Source organism: Pseudomonas tehranensis (assembly GCF_014268615.1).
GTDB classification, from domain to species: domain Bacteria; phylum Pseudomonadota; class Gammaproteobacteria; order Pseudomonadales; family Pseudomonadaceae; genus Aquipseudomonas; species Aquipseudomonas tehranensis.
The window spans coordinates 1-17,934 of sequence record NZ_JABWQV010000090.1 but is presented as its reverse complement, the minus strand read 5'-3'; the positions used below and the strand labels follow the sequence as shown (position 1 = coordinate 17,934).

The following is a 17,934-nucleotide window of genomic DNA, read 5'->3' as shown; positions in this document are numbered from 1 at the left end:
ACCCGGCCTTTCGGCCGGGTCGTGGTGGGACAGACCATCAGAGCACTTAGAAGCGCTCGATGTCCGCCTCACTCTCCAACTGCTTGCGGTAGGCAGCGAAGTCCTGCTGACCGACGCGAGAAGCGAGATAACGGCGGTATTGCGCCTTCTCCTCATCGCTCGGCGCCGCTGCTTCGTTCACGCCGTTCAAACGCACGACGACCAGACTGCCGTCGGGCAACGTCACACTGCTGAACGTCGGCTTGTCTTTCGATTCGGGCTTAGGCATCCGGAACAATGCCTGCAGCACCGCCGGGTCGATACCTTCCTGGCTTCGGGTCGCCGCTTCGATGACTTTCCAGTTCTGACCGTCGACAGGTTTGTCCAAGGCCGTCTTGCCATCGCGCAAACCGGCGATCAACTCATCGGCCCGGGTCTTGGCCGCCGCACTGGCATGTTCCTTCGCCAGTTGAGCGCGAATGGCCCCGTCCACGCTTTCCAGTGGCATCTGCTCAGGTTTGCGGTGCTCCTTGGCACGCAACACCACCACGGTTTCCGGGTCCAGCTCAATGGCGGTGCTGTTTGCACCCTCATCCAGTACCTCCGGGCTGAACGCGGCGGTCACCACGGCGCGATTGGCCGCAATCCCTTCCCCACCCTCACGGCCGAACGGCGCCGAAGTGTGGACGGTCAGTTTCAGGTCCTGAGCCGGCTGTGCCAAGTCGGAGGCTTCGAAAGCGGCATCCTCCAGTTGCTTGGTCGCCTCCACGAAACGCTGCTCAACCTGCTGGGTTTTCAGATCGCGGACAAGCTTGTCCTTGAGGCTGGCAAACGTCGGCACTTCAGGCGCTTCGACGCCCAACAATTTGATCAGGTGAAAACCGAAATCGGTACGCACCGGAGCCGATACCTGATCCTTGCTCAACGCATACAGGGCTTTTTCGAACTCCGGATCGTAGACCCCCGGACCGGCATAACCGAGATCGCCGCCGTTGCTAGCAGAACCCGGGTCCTGGGAGAACTCCTTGGCCAACGCCTCAAACGATTCGCCCTTGGCCAAACGAGCCTGAATCTCTTCGATCTTCGCCTTGGCCTGGGCTTCGGTGACCTTGTCGTTCACTTCAATCAGGATGTGCGCAGCACGACGCTGTTCGGACAGATTCGCGATTTCTTTCTGATAGGCCGCTTGCAGGTCTTCATCCTTGACGCTGACCTGATCGAAGAAAGAAGCCTTCTTCAGCTCAAGGTAGTCGATGACCACCTGATCTGGCGTCATGAATTCCTTGGCATGCTTATCGTAGTAAGCCTTGACCTCATCATCGGTCAGTTTCACCGTCGACGAGTCGGCCTGGATATTCAGGGTGGCGAAATCCCGGGTCTGTTTTTCCAGACGGGCGAAGGCCAACACCTGGGCGTCGGTGACGAAACCACTTCCCGCCAGACCTGCGCGCAACTGGCCGATCAGCATCTCCTGAGCCAGCATCTGACGAAATTGCATGCGGCTGTAACCCAGCTGGCGGATCACCTGATCGAAACGCTCGGCGCTGAATTTGCCATCGACCTGAAACTCAGGCGTTTGCAGGATCACTTGATCCAGCGCGGCTTCGGAGAAGGCGAATTTCGAATCTTGTGCGCCTTGCAGCAACAGCTTGCGATCGATCAGGCCTTTGAGCGCTGAGTCGCGCAGCATTTTTTCGTCCAGCAACGAAGCGTCGAAATCCTTGCCCAGCTGTTGCATGAGCTGGCGGCGTTGCATGTCGACCGCCTGGCTCAGCTCGTTCTGACTGATCTCTTCGCCGTTGACCTTGGCTGCGTCATTACTGTTGGTGGTGGCTTGAAAAATGGCATCGAAACCGGTCAACGCCATCAATACGACGATGACCCCGATGATGGTTTTGGCAATCCAGCCTTGTGAATTGTCCCTGATATTCTGCAGCATGCGTCCCCCAGAAACGGTTGAACTTCAAATTTAGGCAACCGTGGAGCGTGGGTAGAATCCGGATAGAAGAAAGGCGCATCCGAGGATGCGCCTTCTCGTAACTGGCGGAGCGGACCGGACTCAAACCCGCGAGTCCTGGCGTGACACACCGGCTACAAACCGGCTGTATGACCGCTCCGCTGCCAAGCCAGGCATGACCCCGACCCGGATAAACTCGATGAAACCTTAGTCGTTAACAGCTTCTTTCAATGCCTTGCCAGCTTTGAAGCCAGGCTTTTTGGCAGCAGGGATTTCCAGCGTTTGGCCGGTCTGCGGGTTGCGGCCGGTACGCGCTGGGCGATCAGTCACGGAGAAGGTGCCGAAACCAACCAGAACTACGGAGTCGCCGGCCTTGAGAGCGCCAGTGACGGATTCGATTACAGCGTCCAGCGCACGGCCAGCAGCAGCTTTCGGGATATCAGCGGATGCAGCGATAGCATCAATCAGTTCCGACTTGTTCACTCTAAGTCCCCTTATATCTATTTGAGATGATTCTAAGTTTTTTTTGGTGAAAGCAAAAACGAGTGCTGAATGGCCTACAGACACTTAAGAGCCGCTTTATAACAAGGGCTCTAAAAAACTGTCAAGGAAGCCCCCCAGGCAAATGCGTATTAATGCGTGCTAATTCTTTCCTTAGAGTCAGACTCTCGCTTGTCGTCCTTCGCGACTATCTCCGGAGCCACATCCGGCAAGGGCTCCGGCGCGTATTGCAGCGCAATTTGCAGGACCTCGTCAATCCATTTAACCGGTTTGATCTGAAGATCCTGCTTAATGTTGTCAGGAATCTCCTTCAGATCGCGGACATTCTCTTCAGGAATGATCACGATCTTGATCCCGCCACGGTGAGCCGCCAGCAGTTTTTCCTTCAGGCCGCCAATGGCCAATACCTGGCCACGCAGAGTGATTTCACCGGTCATGGCGACGTCGGCGCGCACCGGAATGCCAGTCAGCGCTGACACCAGGGCCGTGCACATGCCTACGCCGGCGCTCGGGCCGTCCTTGGGCGTAGCTCCTTCAGGCATGTGGATATGGGTGTCGCGCTTCTCATGGAAGTCCAGGGGAATGCCCAGGCTCCGGGCGCGGCTGCGCACAACCGTCAGCGCCGCGGTGATCGATTCGACCATCACATCGCCCAGCGAACCGGTCTTGATCAGTTGACCCTTGCCTGGCACCACCGCCGCTTCAATAGTCAGCAACTCGCCACCGACCTGAGTCCATGCAAGGCCAGTCACCTGACCAATCTGATCCTGCTGTTCAGCGAGGCCGTAGCGGAATTTGCGCACCCCCAGGAAGTGCTCCAGCAGGTCCGCAGTGACCTTGACCGCGAAGCGTTTTTCCAGCGCATGCTCTTTGACCGCCTTGCGGCAGACCTTGGCAATTTGCCGCTCCAGACCACGCACACCCGCCTCGCGGGTGTAGTAGCGGATAATGTCGCGAATCGCTTCCTCGTCAAATTCCAGCTCGCCTTTTTTCAGGCCGTTGGCCTGGATCTGCTTGGGCGAAAGGTATTTGACGGCGATGTTGATCTTCTCGTCTTCGGTGTAGCCCGGCAGGCGAATCACCTCCATCCGGTCCAGCAGCGCTGGCGGAATGTTCATGGAGTTGGAGGTGCAGAGGAACATCACGTCCGACAGGTCGTAGTCGACCTCCAGGTAGTGATCGTTGAAATTGTGATTCTGCTCCGGATCGAGCACTTCGAGCAGCGCAGAAGCGGGATCGCCGCGCATATCGCTGCCCATCTTGTCGATTTCATCCAAAAGGAACAGCGGATTGCGCACGCCGACCTTGGTCATCTTTTGAATCAATCTTCCTGGCATCGACCCGATATAAGTGCGGCGATGACCGCGAATTTCCGCTTCATCGCGCACGCCACCGAGGGCCATGCGCACGAATTTACGATTGGTCGCGTGGGCAATCGACTCTGCCAACGATGTTTTACCGACCCCAGGAGGTCCCACCAGGCAGAGTACCGGTCCGCGAATTTTCTTCACGCGCTTTTGCACGGCGAGGTATTCGAGGATACGTTCCTTGACCTCTTCCAGACCGTAATGGTCGGCGTCGAGAATATCCTCGGCGCGGGCCAGGTCCAGACGGACCTTGCTTTGCGCCTTCCAAGGCACCTGAACCAGCCAGTCGATATAGGAGCGCACCACAGTGGCTTCGGCAGACATAGGCGACATTTGCTTGAGCTTGTTCAGCTCGGCCTGGGCCTTGGCAAGTGCATCCTTGGGCAGGCCGGCGGCATCGATGCGCTTTTTCAGCTCTTCGATTTCGTTGTGCCCTTCGTCACCATCGCCAAGTTCCTTCTGAATGGCCTTCATCTGCTCATTCAGGTAGTACTCACGCTGGCTACGCTCCATCTGCTTCTTGACGCGACCACGAATGCGCTTCTCGACCTGCAGCAGGTCGATTTCGCCATCCAGCAATGCCAGCACGTGTTCAACACGGGCAGACAAATCGATGATTTCGAGAATTTCCTGCTTCTGCTCGATCTTGAGGGCCATGTGGGCCGCCATCGTATCGACCAGCCGCCCAGGTTCGTCGATGCTGTTAAGCGACGACAGGACCTCTGCAGGCACCTTCTTGCCCAACTGCACGTATTGTTCGAACTGCGACAAAAGACTGCGGACAAACACCTCAGACTCACGCTCGGGCGCGTCCACTTCGTCGATCAGCGACACTTCGGCCCGGCAATGGCCGTCCACTTCGCTGAAACGCTCGACCGTGCCCCGCTGCTCGCCTTCGACCAGGACCTTGACGGTGCCATCAGGCAGTTTGAGCAGCTGCAGAACGGTTGCAATTGTGCCTACGCGATACAGTGCGTCTTCGCCGGGATCATCGTCAGCAGGGTTTCTCTGCGCCAACAGAAGAATCTGCTTGTCACCCGTCATCGCAGCCTCGAGGGCTTCGATAGACTTCTCGCGCCCCACGAACAGCGGGATAACCATGTGCGGATACACCACGACATCACGCAATGGCAGGAGAGGCAATTCGATGGTTGTCTTCATGATTTCGCCTCTACGGCGGCCACAAGGCCGGAAACAGATGGAAGTAAGCTTGAAACCAAGATGGGGGCAGCCTTGAAAAAAAACAAGCGCAAAGACACGTCTAAAACGCGCAAAAAGCAAAGGGGCCCGAAGGCCCCTTCTTTATTCCGGCACCGGGACGCTTAAGCGTCCGGCGCGGCCTTGGCAGCCGGCTCTTTGTTTTCGTAGATATACAAAGGCTTGGACTTACCTTCTATAACGCTTTCGTCGATCACGACTTTACTCACCTCAGACTGCGAGGGGATCTCATACATCGTGTCGAGCAATACGCCTTCCAGAATCGAGCGCAACCCACGGGCACCGGTTTTACGCTCCAGGGCTCGTTTGGCAACCGATTTCAGCGCGTCGGAACGGAACTCCAGGTCTACACCTTCCATTTCGAACAGCTTGGCATATTGCTTGGTCAGGGCATTCTTCGGCTCGGTCAGAATCTGCATCAGTGCAGCTTCATCCAACTCGTCCAGCGTGGCCAAGACCGGTAAGCGACCCACGAACTCGGGGATCAGACCGAACTTGACCAAGTCATCAGGTTCGACTTCACGCAGCGATTCACCGACCTTCTTACCCTCTTCCTTACTGCGCACTTCGGCGTTGAAACCAATGCCGCCACGGGTGGAACGGTTTTGAATAACCTTTTCCAGGCCGGAGAACGCGCCACCGCAGATGAACAGAATGTTACGCGTGTCGACCTGCAGGAACTCCTGCTGCGGATGCTTGCGACCACCCTGAGGCGGAACGGAAGCCACCGTACCTTCGATCAACTTGAGCAAGGCCTGCTGCACGCCCTCGCCGGAAACATCCCGGGTGATGGACGGGTTGTCGGACTTGCGGGAAATCTTGTCGATTTCGTCGATGTAGACAATACCCATCTGGGCCTTTTCCACATCGTAATCGCACTTCTGCAACAGTTTCTGAATGATGTTCTCGACATCCTCACCCACATAACCCGCCTCGGTGAGGGTGGTTGCATCGGCGATGGTGAACGGAACGTTCAGCAAACGGGCCAGGGTTTCGGCAAGCAGGGTTTTACCCGAGCCTGTCGGGCCGATCAGCAGGATGTTGCTCTTGCCGAGTTCGACCTCGTCATTCTTTTTGTCACGTTGGTTCAGGCGCTTGTAGTGGTTGTACACCGCTACGGCCAGTACCTTTTTCGCGCGCTCCTGACCAATGACATATTGATCAAGGATGCCGCTGATTTCTTTAGGCGAAGGCAACTTATGCGCGCTGCTTTCGGCCTGGGCTTCCTGCACCTCCTCGCGGATGATGTCATTGCACAGGTCGACGCACTCGTCGCAAATGAAGACCGAGGGGCCGGCAATCAATTTGCGTACTTCATGCTGGCTTTTGCCACAGAAGGAGCAATAAAGCAGTTTGCCGTTGTCCTCGCCGTTGCGGGTGTCAGTCATTCGATCGATCCAAATCCGATAGGCTTGCAACACAAGATGAAGGCAATTGCGGGCTTTTTCAAGCCCGCAGGCGGCCGGTCATCCCAACCACCTGCATTTTGAGCGGCTTAGGCAGGCATTTGACGCTTGTTGATCACGGAGTCGATCAGGCCATATTCGGCCGCACGCTCAGCGCTCATGAAGTTGTCACGCTCGGTGTCACGCTCAATGGTTTCGAGGCTTTGGCCGGTATGGTGGGCCAGCAACGAGTTCAAGCGCGAACGAATGTGGAGGATTTCCTTGGCATGGATGTCGATATCCGACGCCTGCCCCTGGAAACCACCCAACGGCTGGTGAATCATCATGCGCGAATTAGGCAGGCAGTGACGCTTGCCCGCTGCGCCGCCGGCGAGCAGGAATGCGCCCATGCTGCAGGCCTGGCCGATGCAGATGGTGGAAACGTCAGGCTTGATGAACTGCATGGTGTCGTAGATCGACATGCCTGCTGTCACCGAGCCGCCAGGTGAGTTGATGTACAGATGGATATCCTTGTCCGGGTTTTCCGCTTCAAGGAACAGCAGTTGCGCCGCAACCAGGTTGGCCATGTAGTCTTCAACGGGGCCGATCAGGAAGATGACGCGTTCCTTGAGCAGACGCGAGTAGATGTCATAGGCACGTTCGCCACGGGCGGACTGCTCGATAACCATCGGGACCAGGCCGCCTGCGGCTTGGATGTCAGAGCTCTGCTGATAAAAAGAATTGCGGGACATGTCTCGCAGTCACTCCCAAATAGTTATGTCTTGAATACGCATAAGCCAGCGCGAAGGCTGGCTTATGGGTGTGTATTTCTTACCGCAGAACAATCAATCGGCTTGTGGAGCTTCCACCGGCTTGACCGCTTCTTCGTAAGAGACCGCTTTATCGGTCACGCTAGCTTTCTGCAGAACAGTATCCACAACTTGTTCTTCCAGCACAACCGAACGGACTTCGTTCAGTTGCTGGTCGTTCTTGTAGTACCAGGACACGACTTGCTCAGGCTCTTGGTAGGCCGAAGCCATTTCCTGGATCAGCTCGCGAACGCGGGCTTCGTCAGGCTTGAGCTCGAACTGCTTGACCACTTCAGCAACGATCAGGCCCAGCACAACGCGGCGCTTGGCTTGCTCTTCGAACAGCTCAGCTGGCAGCTGGTCCGGCTTGATGTTGCCGCCGAACTGCTGAACAGCCTGCACACGCAGACGGTTCACTTCGTTGTCCAGCAAAGCCTTTGGCACTTCGATCGGGTTGGAGGCCAGCAGACCGTCCATGACCTGGTTCTTGACCTTGGACTTGATGGCCTGACGCAGCTCACGCTCCATGTTCTTGCGAACTTCGGCGCGGAAACCTTCCAGACCGGTTTCCTTGATGCCGAACTGGGCGAAGAACTCTTCGTTCAGCTCTGGCAGTTTCGGCTCGGAAACGCTGTTAACGGTCACGGTGAACTCGGCGGTTTTACCAGCCAGGTCCAGGTTCTGATAGTCCTCAGGGAAGGTCAGGTTCAGAACGCGCTCTTCGCCGGCCTTGGCGCCAACCAGGCCATCTTCGAAGCCAGGGATCATGCGGCCAGAGCCCAGTACCAGCTGAGTAGCCTTGGCGGAACCACCGGCGAACACTTCACCGTCGACCTTGCCGACGAAATCGATGTTCAGTTGATCTTCGTTCTGGGCAGCACGATCGGCCACTTCGAAACGGGTGTTCTGCTTGCGCAGGATGTCCAGCATCTTGTCCAGGTCGGCATCAGAAACATCGGCACTCAGACGCTCGACGGAGATGGACTCGAAACCGGCAACCGTGAACTCAGGGAACACTTCGAACGTGGCGATGAACTCCAGGTCCTTGCCCTTTTCCAGCACTTTAGGCTCGACGGACGGAGCGCCGGCCGGGTTCAGTTTCTGCTCGACGACCGCTTCGTAGAACGAAGACTGGATCACATCGCCCACAGCTTCCTGACGTGCGTCAGCTTCATAACGCTGACGGATCACGCTCATTGGCACTTTGCCTGGGCGGAAACCTGGGATTTTGGCCTTTTGGGCAGTCTGCTGCAGACGCTTGTTGACCTGAGTCTCGATGCGCTCAGCCGGCACGGTGATGCTCATGCGGCGCTCAAGAGCAGAAGTATTTTCAACAGAAACTTGCATGGATATTCCTCGTTGCACAGACGTTGGCCGGGCGTTTCCGACCCCAGAATCAAGGGCATGCATTCTAGTAGGTCAAACTCAAGAAGTCACCCTACTGAAAAAGGGCTGGAAACAGGCGCCGAATTTAGGAGCGGACATACGGTCATGCCTCACCCGGATTGCAAATACAGTCGATCATCGCAAGGCTCTGGGTCAATGCTTCTATATATAGGAGCAGCAAACCCGCACGCCCGGCATCCGGTCTCGCGAGGAGACCAACGGGCATGCCGCGCATCATCAGGAAACACAATCGTGACGACCCGGGCACCCCGCCGCCCCGAACCAGGGCGGCAACACAACAAAAAAACCGCGAATACAAAAACGGCGCAGCCCTCTTCAGGTACTGCGCCGTTCTCTGCTATTTAAATAGCGACTTGTATGGTGCGGACGGAGAGACTCGAACTCTCACACCTTGCGGCGCTGGAACCTAAATCCAGTGTGTCTACCAATTCCACCACATCCGCGTATCAAGCTTTTAAAGCAAAGGCGCCAGATTGTTAATCTGGCGCCTTTCTAGAATATGGGGTGGACGATGGGGATCGAACCCACGACAACGGGAGTCACAATCCCGTGCTCTACCAACTGAGCTACGCCCACCATATTGCCTTGTTGCCTTACTTGTGCCAAAGCTGCCTAATTGGCGCACCCGGCAGGACTCGAACCTGCGACCATCCGCTTAGAAGGCGGATGCTCTATCCAGCTGAGCTACGGGCGCCTTTTTAATCTGTATTCTTGGACGATTACAAACTAAGTGCTTTCAGTGTTACCGAGTTAAAAACAACTAACTCCGCGCCACCTTCTTAACCAGTGCTAGGCTGTGCCCGACAAGTGCGACGAATGTTATAGACGGCCCGATAGGTCGTCAACTCTTTTTTAAAAAAAATTCATTTAATTAAAGGGGTTAGGGGAATTTGCAGACCAAGCGCCTTTGCCCTCACGCCTCGGCATGCGAGAATGCGTTCTCTTTTTTTCCCCTCTCGATGGTTAACCACGCGCAATGACTGCACAACTTATCGACGGCAAATCGATCGCCGCCAGCCTGCGCCAGCAGATCGCCCAACGAGTCACCGAGCGCCGCCAGCAAGGCCTGCGCACGCCCGGTCTTGCGGTGATCCTGGTCGGCAGCGATCCTGCCTCTCAGGTTTATGTCTCGCACAAGCGTAAAGACTGTGAAGAGGTCGGCTTCCTTTCCCAGGCCTACGACCTGCCTTCCGAAACCACTCAGCAAGCGTTGGCTGATCTGATTGATCGCCTGAACGACGACCCGAACATCGACGGCGTTCTGCTCCAACTGCCCCTGCCTGAACACCTCGACGCCTCCAAACTGCTGGAGCGTATCCGCCCGGACAAAGATGTCGACGGCTTCCATCCTTATAATGTCGGCCGCCTGGCCCAGCGTATCCCGCTGCTGCGCCCCTGCACCCCCAAAGGCATCATGACGCTGCTGGAAAGCACTGGCGTGGACCTTTACGGCCTCGATGCCGTGGTTGTAGGGGCGTCCAACATCGTTGGCCGTCCGATGGCCATGGAGTTGCTGCTGGCCGGCTGCACCGTCACCGTGACTCATCGCTTTACCAAGGACCTGGCTGGTCACGTCGGCCGCGCCGACCTGGTGGTCGTTGCCGCCGGCAAGCCTGGCCTGGTAAAGGGCGAGTGGATCAAGGAAGGCGCCATCGTCATCGACGTGGGCATCAACCGCCAGGACGATGGCAAGCTGGTCGGCGACGTGATCTACGAAACCGCCCTGCCCCGTGCTGGCTGGATCACTCCAGTCCCTGGCGGTGTAGGTCCGATGACCCGCGCCTGCCTGCTGGAAAACACCCTGTATGCGGCGGAAACGCTGCATAGCTGATACGCCTTTTCAGCCCAGCTCCAAACCCTGTGGGAGCGCGCCCGCTCGCGATAGCCTTGTATCAGCCTTCATCATTGCTGGCTGACACACCGCCATCGCGAGCAGGCTCGCTCCCACAGGCGTTTATGGGCCCTTCATTAAACTTTATTTAATCGCAAGCCCCGGCGGTACAGGCGTATAGCGCTGCCATCGCCCATACTCATAAAATGCAGCGCTTTTTAACAAGCCGTGCTGCACGGCACCTTCAACTCTATCGAGTCTACTCGCGTGAAAATCCGTCTTTCGATCCTCAGCCTGTTCATCGCTTTCACAGGTACCTTCATCACGCAAAATGTCGACGCGCAGGAAACCATCGCCACCCCCCGAGACACCTCAAAACTGCAAGTCGCCTCGGGCAGTGCGATTCTGCTGGACTTGCAGACAAATAAAGTCGTTTATGCGAGCAATCCCGACGTAGTGGTGCCCATCGCTTCGGTGACCAAATTGATGACCGGTCTGATCGTGCTGGATGCGAAGCAGGATCTGAATGAATACATCTCCATGACCATCGCCAATACCCCGGAGATGAAGGGAGTATTTTCCCGGGTCAAGCTCAACAGCGAACTGTCACGCCGGGACGTGTTACTGATCGCCCTGATGTCGTCGGAGAACCGCGCCGCCGCCAGCCTCGCCCACCACTACCCGGGCGGTTACGCAGCGTTCATCGCGGCCATGAACGCCAAGGCAAAGGCGCTGGGCATGAGCAGCACCCACTATGTCGAGCCCACAGGTCTGTCGATTCACAACGTTTCCACCGCCCGGGACCTGACCAAACTGCTGATTGCGGCCCGCAAATATCCACTGTTGAGCGAACTGAGTACCACCAAGGAAAAGACCGTAACCTTCCGCAAACCGGTTTATAGCCTGGGCTTTCGCAATACAGACCACTTGGTCCATAAGGCTGGCTGGGACATCCAGTTGACCAAGACCGGCTTCACCAATCAGGCCGGCCACTGCCTGGTACTGGTGACGAAAATGAGCAATCGACCGATGGCCCTGGTGGTGCTGGATGCGTTTGGCAAATACACCCACTTCGCCGACGCCAGCCGGATCCGTAGCTGGGTGGAAACCGGCAAAAGCGCCAGCGTCCCTGCCGCGGCCCTTCAATACAAGGCGGCCAAGAACCTCAAGAGCCGTCAAACCGGTGTAGTCGAGGCGTCGAATTAATTAACCTGGCAAACAAAGCCCCGATTCACCGGGGCTTTGTTTATTCAAGGTTTTAGATCACCCAGCGGGTCATACGCTCTGGAACCGGGCTCCTCCTGCTCATCCTCTTCGTCCAAAGGCGCCTTGGCGGGGCCTATCGGATCGACTTGAGGATCACCCAGATCCGGCGAGTCGGGGTCAAATCCCAAATCATCACCAGAAGAATGTTCGGAAGAATGTGGCCCCGTGGGTGTTTTCGACTGTGCCATGCTTCTCTCCTCGCAATCATGGGCCGGATATTCCAGCCCTGATGTTAGGAGCCCCTGGCAGGGTGGGTGGTGCCCGACAAGTGACGAACGGGGCGTGAGATCAGTGCGCGTTGCTCAGAGCTTGAGTCGCCCGGGCCGCAGCCTGTTCCTGCCCTGCCCCGGCCAGTTCGCCCGCAGCTTTCAGCCAGCGCTGAGAGTCTACCTTGGCCGGGAGCTGCGTAGGCCGCTGGACCAACACCGCCCAGCCGCCAGCATCTTTGAGAGCCGACTCAAACCCACTGAAGCTCATCAGCAGCCGCCGGTTCATCCCCGATCGCAGCAAGACCGTCTGCTTTTGGCGGTCATAACCGACGAGAATGCCGTACCTGGGCCCCGACCAGAAAGCCGCTCCGTCCGTGTAGCGCACCAGCACGGGATAACCCGCTGCGACCTGCTCCAACAGTGCCGGCAGTTCGCTGTCGAGGGGATACACCACCAGCCCATACTCTCGCGCCAGGGTCTGCAGGTTCTGCTGCAAATGAGCCTCGCCATCGGGCAGATGCAGAGGTTTCTCCAGCAGCCCCGGTGTGATTACCGTGCCTTGCAGCGTCAAGAGGCTGGCCAGCGACTGGGGGCCACCCTGGTACATTTCGCCGCGAAAGAACGGCACGCTGTTGAGCTCCACCCGCTCGGGCAGGCGCTGAATCTGCGGCGACACACTGCCTGCGCAACCCGCCAGGGCCGCCAGGCAGGCCGTCACCAGCACCAGTGATCGAAAAGAGGAAATTACCGGAAACATTAGGACTCTCTTGTTAAGGCACCCGACATCGGGCCAGGCAAGGGCCGTCGATCATAAGGTGCAGACAGACGTGGGTATAGCCTTAAACAGCAGTCCCATCGCGGCGATAGAACGAAGCGGTCCGTCTGTCGTCAATACCGATCGATTCCCTGCAACACTTTAGCGACTAGACTGTCCATTGTAACGAGTGCGTCGCCCTGACTGGGGCAGAAGGAGGCACAGATGAGCCTGACCACAACAATCCTGATGCTGATATTCGGCTGGTTAAGCGTCGCCACAGCCATGCTGTGGGGCGTTTTGCGCATTGCACGCCGCCATCATCCTGCGCCGCCCCCAGCGCGGGCGGAAAAAGCACCAAAACCGGCCAGGCGCCACGCCGCCGCACACTGACCGTCCCGCCGCCCTTCAAAAATCCAAAAAAAAGCCGCCCGAGCATCGACCCGGGCGGCTTTTGACTGTCTGCAATCAGCCTTTTTCGGCCAAGGCCTTTTGCTGACGGCGACGCGACATCATGTTCAACACCTCGATCGCTGCCGAGAACGCCATGGCGGCGTAGATATAGCCCTTGGGCACATGAGCACCAAAGCCTTCGGCGATCAGCGTCATGCCGATCATGATCAGGAAGCCCAGCGCCAACATGACCACGGTCGGGTTGTCATTGATGAACTTGGCCAGCGGTTCGGCCGCCAGCAACATCACCAACACCGAGATCACGACGGCGATGATCATGATCGGCAGATGCTCGGTCATGCCCACCGCGGTAATGATGCTGTCGATGGAAAACACCAGGTCCAGCATCAGGATCTGACCGATCGCAGCGGCAAAGCCGAGGGTCACGCCGGAGGTAGCGGATTTGGGATCATTCGGCGCCGGGTCCATGCTGTGGTGGATCTCGGTGGTGGCTTTCCACAGCAGAAACAGGCCGCCGGCGATCAAGATCATGTCCTTCCAGGAGAACGCCTGGCCAAGAATTTCAATAACCGGCTCAGTCAACTGCACGATGAAAGCAATGGTACTCAACAAGCCCAGGCGCAGGATCAGCGCCATGCCAATGCCGATACGCCGTGCCTTGGCGCGGTGCTGTTCGGGCAATTTATTGGTCAGAATCGAAATGAAGATCAGGTTATCGATGCCCAGCACGATTTCCATGACGACCAGAGTCGCCAGCGCGATCCATGCAGTGGGGCTGGCAGCGAGTTGTAAAAGATAATCCATGGGTCAGTCCTGACTCGATATGACGGGGTTAGATGGTTTGGGTGGAGGTTTCGGATTCTTCAGCTTCATCCGCCGGCTTCTTCTTGGGGCTGATCAACCCGCCAGTGGCCTCGCTGATAGCCTGTTCCGCGGCCTTATGGGTGTCATCGATTGCCTGCTTGGCCGTTTCAGCGGCTTGCCCCATCAACTGCTGGGCACTTTTTTCGGCCTGTTCGCAGCCAACGAGGGCGATTGAAGACACTGCCAACAAGGCCGCCACACCCAGGGTTTTGTACGTCATGGATAAATGCCTCTCAGGAGTAAACAGAGCACCAAAGGTGGCTCACCGATGGCCCGGCATTCTAGAGAGATGAATACTTCAGGAAAATTCGTATTTTCAGCGGTTATACTTCGATTTTTACGAATCGGTGTGCCTTATGCTCAATTACCGACAGTTGCATTACTTCTGGGTGGTGGCCAAGACCGGCAGCATCGTGCGGGCCTGCGAGCAACTGAACCTGACACCACAAACCATCAGCGGACAGATTTCGCTGCTCGAGCAAACCTTTAACATCAAGTTGTTTCGCCGCGTCGGACGGCAGCTGGAACTGACCGAGGCTGGCCGCCAGACGCTGCCCTATGCCGAACACATGTTCCAATTGGGTGGCGAACTGGAGCTGATGCTCCGGGCCCAACCCAATGAGCAGCAGACGCTGTTCCGGGTCGGGGTCGCGGATGTGGTGCCCAAGTCCATTGTCTATCGGCTGCTGGCGCCGACCATGGAGCTCAGTGAGCCGCTGCGCATCACCTGCCGCGAAGACAAACTCGAGCGGCTGTTGGCGGACCTGGCGATCCAGCGCCTGGACCTGGTGATCTCCGACAGCCCGATGCCGACCCACCTGGATATCAAGGGTTATAGCCAGAAGTTGGGGGAATGCGGGATCAGCTTCTTTGCCACCGCTGCGCTGGCCGAGCGCTACGGGCAGGATTTTCCCCGCAGTCTGCAGGATGCCCCACTGCTGATTCCCGGTGCCGAAACCGTGGTACGCAGCCGCTTGCAACGCTGGTTCGCCGAGCAACAGATCCAGCCGCGCATCGTCGGCGAATTTGACGACAGTGCGCTGATGCAGGCCTTCGGGCAATCAGGCAGCGGAATTTTCATCGGCCCGAGCGTGATCGCCGAAGAAGTTCAGCGCCAGTACGGCGTTCAGGTGATCGGCCAGACCGATGCGGTCAGCGAGTCGTTCTATGCCATTTCCGTGGAGCGCAAGGTCAGTCATCCGGGCATCGTCGCCATCGCCGAAGGTGCGCGACGCGAGCTGTTCAGCGCCTAGCACTGCGCGCAGGCGGCACGGGGCTTGAAGGTCATCAACAACAACGCCAGCAGGATCGATATGAGGATGAAGCCGGACGCGGCGAAACCAACGCTGCCCAGGCCCAGGGTATCGATGACGCGCCCACCGACCATCGCCCCCAGGCCAATTCCCAGATTGGCCCCGGCGATGTTCAGCGATGCGGCAAAGGCTGGAGCCTCAGGCGCGGCCTTCATCAGTCGTACATGACTGACCAGGAACAGGGCCGCCTGGGTCACTCCCCAGATGCCCATCGCTGCTGCCAGCCCGACGGTCGAATGAATGCTCGGCACCAGCGCCACCATGCCGCCAATCAGGAACAGACAAAACACCATCGAGGCGATCAATGGATGCCGATCCACCGCGCGCCCGCCCAAGGAGTTGCCCACCAGCCCCACGGCCCCGAAACCCATCAGGCACCAGCCCACGAGTGTGCCGTCGAACCCGGCCAGGCGCTCGAGGATATCGGCCAGGTAGGTGTACGCGGTGAACATGCCGCTGAACACCAGGATCGACAGCAGCACATGGCCCTGCATCAACGGGCTACGCAAGATCTTGAGTTGCGAACGCAAACTGACTTGACGCTGGTGCAGATTGGTTTTGGGCAGGTAGACAAACAGCAGCAACGCCTTGGCGAACGCAATGCACGCCAGGATCGCAAAGGCGCTGCGCCAGCCGAACGCATCAGAAATCAGCGTGCCTACCGGAATACCGAACACCGTGGCACAGACAATGCCGAACCCGATCCGGGCGATGGCCCGCCCGGCAAACTGCGGCCCGACAATGTCCACTGCCGTTTCACTGGCCAATGCCCAGAACACCGGCAGCCCCAGGGCTGGGATCAAGCGGGCGATGGCCATTACGCCGATATTGGGCGCCAGAGCCGCCAGTGTGTTGGCCAGACCAAACATCACCAACACGCTGATAAACAGCTTGCGCCGCTCAAAGCGAGCGAACCAGGCGGTCAGAAACGGCCCGAATGCCGCCACGGTAAATGCAAACAGCGTCACCAGCAGCCCGGCCTGGGCAATCGTGACTTGCAGGTCGCGGGCAATGGATGGCAACAGGCCGACGATGATGAATTCGGTGGTCAGCACTGTAAAACCAGCCGCCGACAACAGAAAAACAGACAACATGCAGAACTCCAGCAAAACAACGACACCAGCGTCAGCCCAGAAGGGCCGCTGGCAGAGTAGACAGGGGATTGCCCCAAAGCCTAACAGAATGTGCCCCTCAGACAAACGCGCGTGAACGCCCAAGCGACGGATCGTCACAGGTCCGTCAGATTTTTCAACCGGCTGTGATAAAGTCCGCGGCCTGCAAACGCCGTACTTTCTTTTCGGTCCCGCTCATGTGGCCTGCCCGCTTGTTGCCCTGAGGGGTCGACCGTTGCACACAAAAAAAATCAGAGATGCCGTTATGACTGCTTTGTCCCCTTCCGTTCTACACCGCCTCAAACGCACCGGCCTGGTGACGCAAATCGTCATCGGTCTGATCGCCGGCATCATCCTGGCGTGGCTGGCGCCGGACCTTGCCAAGTCCACCGCCTTCATCGGCAAGGTCTTTGTGTCAGCGCTCAAGGCCGTGGCACCGATCCTGGTGTTCGTGCTGGTCATGGCGTCGATCGCCAACCACAAGCACGGGCAGGAAACCCATATCCGACCGATTCTCTTCCTTTACCTGCTCGGCACTTTTGCAGCCGCAGTGGTCGCGGTGGTTGCCAGTACCCTGTTTCCGTCCAGCCTAGTCCTGGTCTCCCATGACGTCGCCGTCACCGCCCCCGGCGGCATTGGCGAAGTACTGCAGAGTTTGATGCTCAGTGTGGTGGACAATCCGGTCAGCGCCCTGATGAATGCCAACTTCATCGGCATTCTGGCCTGGGCCATCGGCATGGGCATTGCCATTCGCCATGCAGGCGAAACCACCCGTACCGTGCTCGGGGACCTGTCCAACGGCGTGACCGTGATCGTGCGCGTGGTCATCTGCTTCGCCCCGCTGGGGATCTTCGGCCTGGTAGCTTCTACCCTGGCAACCTCAGGTTTCAGCGCATTGCTGGGCTACCTTCACCTGTTGACCGTGCTGATTGGCTGCATGCTGTTCGTGGCGCTGGTGATGAACCCGCTCATCGTGTTCTGGAAGCTGCGTCGCAACCCGTACCCACTGGTCTTCACCTGCCTGCGCGAGAGCGGCATTACCGCGTTCTTCACCCGCAGTTCGGCGGCGAATATCCCGGTCAACCTGGAACTGAGCAAACGCCTGGGCCTGCACGAAGACACCTATTCGGTATCGATCCCGCTGGGCGCGACCATCAACATGGCCGGCGCCGCCATTACCATCACCGTACTGACCCTGGCGGCGGTGCATACCCTGGGTATCGTGGTGGACGTGCCGACAGCCGTGCTGCTGAGCGTCGTCGCGGCCATTTGTGCCTGCGGCGCGTCCGGAGTGGCCGGGGGTTCGCTGTTGCTGATTCCCCTGGCATGCAGCCTGTTCGGCATTCCCAGCGACATCGCCATGCAGGTGGTCGCCGTGGGCTTCATTATCGGTGTCCTGCAGGATTCGGCGGAGACTGCGCTCAACTCCTCTACCGATGTGCTGTTCACCGCGGCGGCTTGTTTGGGTGAGGAAGAGAAACTCGCTCATAAGGCGTAACAAATGCGTTGGCTGTACGGACGTCATCGCGAGCAGGCTCGCTCCCACAG

General features: G+C 58.0%; 16 protein-coding genes and 3 tRNA genes. 5 read left to right on the top strand and 14 right to left on the bottom strand.

Going from position 1 to position 17,934, the window contains the following annotated elements; all coding sequences use genetic code 11:
- Window positions 1-46: 46 nt before the first annotated feature.
- The 9 genes from HU811_RS14890 to HU811_RS14850 all read right to left on the bottom strand — a co-directional run bounded on the left by HU811_RS14890 (window position 47) and on the right by HU811_RS14850 (window position 9,317).
- Window positions 47-1,918: a SurA N-terminal domain-containing protein gene (locus tag HU811_RS14890; RefSeq protein ID WP_092400574.1), complete on the bottom strand. Its 1,872-nt coding sequence runs from the start codon at window positions 1,916-1,918 to the stop codon at window positions 47-49.
- A gap of 225 nt (window positions 1,919-2,143) precedes the next feature.
- Window positions 2,144-2,419 carry an HU family DNA-binding protein gene (locus HU811_RS14885; protein ID WP_047228496.1) on the bottom strand — a complete coding sequence of 92 codons (276 nt, stop codon included), beginning with the start codon at window positions 2,417-2,419 and terminating at the stop codon, window positions 2,144-2,146.
- Between the two features lie 149 nt (window positions 2,420-2,568).
- Window positions 2,569-4,965 (bottom strand): endopeptidase La, encoded by a 2,397-nt coding sequence (gene lon, locus HU811_RS14880; RefSeq protein WP_092400572.1) that lies wholly within the window; start codon window positions 4,963-4,965, stop codon window positions 2,569-2,571.
- Between the two features lie 161 nt (window positions 4,966-5,126).
- Window positions 5,127-6,410 carry an ATP-dependent Clp protease ATP-binding subunit ClpX gene (gene clpX, locus HU811_RS14875; RefSeq protein ID WP_047228498.1) on the bottom strand — a complete coding sequence of 428 codons (1,284 nt, stop codon included), beginning with the start codon at window positions 6,408-6,410 and terminating at the stop codon, window positions 5,127-5,129.
- 107 nt (window positions 6,411-6,517) lie between these two features.
- Window positions 6,518-7,159 (bottom strand): ATP-dependent Clp endopeptidase proteolytic subunit ClpP, encoded by a 642-nt coding sequence (clpP, locus tag HU811_RS14870; protein WP_003183177.1) that lies wholly within the window; start codon window positions 7,157-7,159, stop codon window positions 6,518-6,520.
- 93 nt (window positions 7,160-7,252) lie between these two features.
- On the bottom strand, window positions 7,253-8,563 hold the full coding sequence (gene tig, locus HU811_RS14865; protein WP_092400570.1) for a trigger factor: 1,311 nt from the start codon (window positions 8,561-8,563) through the stop codon (window positions 7,253-7,255).
- Between the two features lie 418 nt (window positions 8,564-8,981).
- Window positions 8,982-9,066, bottom strand: a tRNA-Leu gene (locus tag HU811_RS14860).
- A 57-nt stretch (window positions 9,067-9,123) separates the two neighbouring features.
- Window positions 9,124-9,199: transfer RNA gene (locus HU811_RS14855), tRNA-His, on the bottom strand.
- Window positions 9,200-9,240: 41 nt separating this feature from the next.
- Window positions 9,241-9,317, bottom strand: a tRNA-Arg gene (locus tag HU811_RS14850).
- Window positions 9,318-9,599: 282 nt separating this feature from the next.
- Here HU811_RS14850 and folD point away from each other — a divergent pair.
- Together folD and pbpG are read left to right on the top strand one after the other, a co-directional pair.
- Window positions 9,600-10,454, top strand: coding sequence for a bifunctional methylenetetrahydrofolate dehydrogenase/methenyltetrahydrofolate cyclohydrolase FolD (folD, locus tag HU811_RS14845; RefSeq protein ID WP_047228500.1), 855 nt, complete (start codon window positions 9,600-9,602; stop codon window positions 10,452-10,454).
- Window positions 10,455-10,721: 267 nt separating this feature from the next.
- Complete coding sequence (pbpG, locus tag HU811_RS14840) at window positions 10,722-11,660, top strand: D-alanyl-D-alanine endopeptidase (protein WP_092400568.1); 939 nt, start codon at window positions 10,722-10,724, stop codon at window positions 11,658-11,660.
- Window positions 11,661-11,704: 44 nt separating this feature from the next.
- Here pbpG and HU811_RS14835 read toward each other — a convergent pair whose 3' ends face one another.
- Window positions 11,705-11,908 (bottom strand): DUF6021 family protein, encoded by a 204-nt coding sequence (locus HU811_RS14835; RefSeq protein ID WP_076383965.1) that lies wholly within the window; start codon window positions 11,906-11,908, stop codon window positions 11,705-11,707.
- A gap of 100 nt (window positions 11,909-12,008) precedes the next feature.
- Window positions 12,009-12,686 carry a peptidase C39 family protein gene (locus HU811_RS14830; RefSeq protein WP_186656687.1) on the bottom strand — a complete coding sequence of 226 codons (678 nt, stop codon included), beginning with the start codon at window positions 12,684-12,686 and terminating at the stop codon, window positions 12,009-12,011.
- 222 nt (window positions 12,687-12,908) lie between these two features.
- Between HU811_RS14830 and HU811_RS14825 the strand changes: the two genes are divergently transcribed.
- Window positions 12,909-13,076 carry a hypothetical protein gene (locus tag HU811_RS14825; RefSeq protein WP_177193374.1) on the top strand — a complete coding sequence of 56 codons (168 nt, stop codon included), beginning with the start codon at window positions 12,909-12,911 and terminating at the stop codon, window positions 13,074-13,076.
- A 75-nt stretch (window positions 13,077-13,151) separates the two neighbouring features.
- Here HU811_RS14825 and HU811_RS14820 read toward each other — a convergent pair whose 3' ends face one another.
- On the bottom strand, window positions 13,152-13,901 hold the full coding sequence (locus HU811_RS14820; RefSeq protein ID WP_186656685.1) for a TerC family protein: 750 nt from the start codon (window positions 13,899-13,901) through the stop codon (window positions 13,152-13,154).
- A 28-nt stretch (window positions 13,902-13,929) separates the two neighbouring features.
- On the bottom strand, window positions 13,930-14,181 hold the full coding sequence (locus tag HU811_RS14815) for a hypothetical protein (protein ID WP_186656684.1): 252 nt from the start codon (window positions 14,179-14,181) through the stop codon (window positions 13,930-13,932).
- Window positions 14,182-14,317: 136 nt separating this feature from the next.
- On the opposite strand from HU811_RS14815, the gene nhaR reads away from it, so the two are divergent.
- On the top strand, window positions 14,318-15,214 hold the full coding sequence (nhaR, locus tag HU811_RS14810) for a transcriptional activator NhaR (protein WP_047228504.1): 897 nt from the start codon (window positions 14,318-14,320) through the stop codon (window positions 15,212-15,214).
- Here the strand turns inward: nhaR and HU811_RS14805 are convergent.
- The gene (locus HU811_RS14805) at window positions 15,211-16,368 is read right to left on the bottom strand and encodes an MFS transporter (protein ID WP_186656666.1); all 1,158 of its coding nucleotides are present in this window, start codon (window positions 16,366-16,368) and stop codon (window positions 15,211-15,213) included. The genes nhaR and HU811_RS14805 overlap by 4 nt on opposite strands.
- Before the next feature lie 283 nt (window positions 16,369-16,651).
- Between HU811_RS14805 and sstT the strand changes: the two genes are divergently transcribed.
- On the top strand, window positions 16,652-17,884 hold the full coding sequence (gene sstT, locus HU811_RS14800; protein ID WP_092400558.1) for a serine/threonine transporter SstT: 1,233 nt from the start codon (window positions 16,652-16,654) through the stop codon (window positions 17,882-17,884).
- The last annotated feature ends 50 nt before the right edge of the window (window positions 17,885-17,934 follow it).